At 73.9% G+C, this 2,487-nt stretch carries 3 protein-coding genes; 2 read left to right on the top strand and 1 reads right to left on the bottom strand.

Annotated elements, in window-relative coordinates:
• The coding region (locus AOK00_RS34420; RefSeq protein ID WP_367870075.1) for an MFS transporter at window positions 1–804 on the top strand (804 nt) is incomplete at its 5' end.
• Here AOK00_RS34420 and AOK00_RS34415 read toward each other — a convergent pair.
• A complete protein-coding gene (locus tag AOK00_RS34415) occupies window positions 787–1,641 on the bottom strand; it encodes a class E sortase (RefSeq protein ID WP_055604065.1) in 855 nt (284 codons plus the stop codon). The two genes, AOK00_RS34420 and AOK00_RS34415, sit on opposite strands and share 18 nt — an antisense overlap.
• Before the next feature lie 63 nt (window positions 1,642–1,704).
• On the opposite strand from AOK00_RS34415, the gene AOK00_RS34410 reads away from it, so the two are divergent.
• Window positions 1,705–2,487: hypothetical protein (locus AOK00_RS34410; protein ID WP_055604064.1), on the top strand; the 783-nt coding region annotated here is incomplete at its 3' end.

The raw sequence follows: 2,487 nt of genomic DNA, 5'->3' as shown, positions 1-2,487 counted from the left end.
GGCCAGGCCGAGGGCCGTCGCCCCGACATCGCCGGCGCGACGGCCCTCGGCCTGGCCCTGGCGGCCCTGCTCACCGCGCTCACCCTCGGCCGGGACGGCTGGCTGCGCCCCCAGGTGGGACTCCTGCTGCTCGCCTCGCTCGCCCTGACGGCGCTGTTCGTGCTGGTCGAGCGCCGGAGCCGTACGCCCATGGTGGATCTGGCGCTGCTGCGGCGGCCGGCGTTCCTGGCCTCGACGCTGGGGGCGCTGTTCACGGGCCTGGCGGTGATCGGCCTGTTCAGCGTGGTGCCGGCGCTGCTCCAGGGCGGCGGGGCAGGGGCCGGGATGTCCCCCCTGGGCGCGGCGTGGCTGTTCGTGCTCTGGTCGGGCACGGCGTTCCTCGTGGCCCTGCAGACCCGCCGACTCGCGGGCCGGCTCTCCGCCCCGTACCAACTGGCCCTGGGTTTCGTCCTGTCGGCGGCGGGGGTGCTGGCCCTGCTCGGCGGCCTGGAGGGCCCGGCCGGCTCCTGGCCCCGCCTCCTCCCGGGCCTCCTGGTGGCGGGCGCGGGCAGCGGCCTCCTGAACGCCGCGCTGCCGCGCCTCGCGGTCGACTCCGTACCGCCGGAGCGCGCGGCGATGGGCTCGGGCGCCAACAACACCGCCCGCTACATCGGCTCCTCGGCGGGCGTGGCCCTGATGCTGGCTCTGGCGGCGGCGGGCCCGGACACGGCGGTCCTGGTGGCGGCGGCACTGGCCCTGACGGGCGCGGGACTCACGCTCGCCTTGGGGCCACGGGCCGACGTCCGATCACCCGATCGACCCTGACGAGGGGACCAGCTTCGCCCAGACGACGAGCCGGTAGGCGCTGCTGAACTCGGGGGTGCAGGTGGTGAGGGTGAGATAGGCGCCGGCGGCGTCGTACCCGTACGAGGGCGAGACGATCGACCGCGGCACGGCCCGCACGACCCCCACGTCGCGCGGAGCGGTCCGGGGCAGGATCTGATCGACGCGATAGGTGTACGTGGCCCCCCGCGTCCGCACGGAGATGACGTCCCCTCTGGCGAGCCGGTTGACGTACCGGAAGGGTTCGCCGTGGGTGTTGCGATGCCCGGCGAGAGCGAAGTTCCCGGTACGGCCGGGGGCGGCGGTGCCGGGGTAGTGCCCGACGTACCCCTTGTCGAGGACGGACCGCTTGGAGACACCGTGGGCGACGGGAACGGTGAGGCCGAGCCGGGGGATACGGAGAACGGCGAAGGCGGCGGCGTCGCGCCCGCCACGGGCCGGACCGCCGGAGGATGCGGCAGAAGGGACGACGGCTTCACCGGAGGGAGCGCCGGCACCGGGAGCGTCGGAGGCCTGGGACGAACTACCGGCACCGGGGGTACTGGTGGTGCTGGAGGGGCTGGCGGCACCCGCGGAAGGAGAGATGCCCCACTCCCCCCACTCCCGCTCCAGAACACGCACCTGCTGAAGGGCCTCGGCGCGGGCCCGCTGGTTGGTCCACCAGAGCTGATGCACCACGAGAAGCAGAACGACGACACCACAGGTGACGACGGTCTCGGCGCACACCCACAGCACGCGCGCACCGGTACGGCGCCGCCCTCGCGACTGGACGACGACCGGTACCCGCTGCCCTGCCCGCTGCCCCACCCTGGCCCGCACGCCGGGCACGATAAGCGCTGAGGCGCCAACTCTCCAGGCCCGTACAGCAGTACGGTGGAGGGCATGCGCCCCGACACGCCTGCCGCCCACACCACCGAAGCCGAGCGCCTGCTGCGCACGGCAGCGCAGTACCCGGGAGACCGGGAACCGCTCCACCTCCAGGCCGCGGCACACCTGGAACTGGCGGGCGACCGCCAGGCAGCGACGGCCCTCTACGACACGCTGCTCTCCTCCTCCCCCTCGAACCCGCTCCTGATCAGGTCGCTGAAGGCGGCGAACCTGTGGGAATACGGCCACGAGGCGGAGGCCCGCGCGATCATCGAAGGCATCCGGAGCGCACGGCCCACGGATGCGGCACCGTGGGAGATCGCGGCGGAGACGCTGGAGGCGCACGACGAACTGGAGGCGGCGGAGAAGACGCTGACGGAAGCGGCGGCGCTGCTGGTCACGTCCGCGGAACTCCCCCACGCGACCCAGTCGCTCCTCACGACCCGCCACCGCATCCGCCGCATGCTGGCCCTGCCGCACGACGACTGGGACGACCAGGCCGACCGCCTGCACACGGCGGCCGTCCCGCTGGACGAACTCCACGACCCGAAGCGCCTGTGGTCCCTGGGCTCGGAGGACCCGGCGGAACTCCAAGCGGAGATCACCCGCCTCCGCTCAGAGCTGGGCACCTACCGCACGGCCCTCTCCCGCCCGTTCCCGGTGGCGGTCCTGCACTGGCCGGAACCGGAACTGGACGAGCTCCTCGCGGCGTACCCGGAACTGGAGGCGGAGTACCCCACGTACCGCGCCCACCTGACGGACATCGAGGCCTCCCTCCGAGAACTCGCCCAGGCGGGC

The sequence above is a fragment of the Streptomyces aureus genome, from assembly GCF_001418135.1.
Lineage (GTDB): Bacteria > Actinomycetota > Actinomycetes > Streptomycetales > Streptomycetaceae > Streptomyces > Streptomyces aureus_A.
Note: the sequence above shows the minus strand (reverse complement) of the source record. Positions and strands in the feature narration are given on the sequence as shown.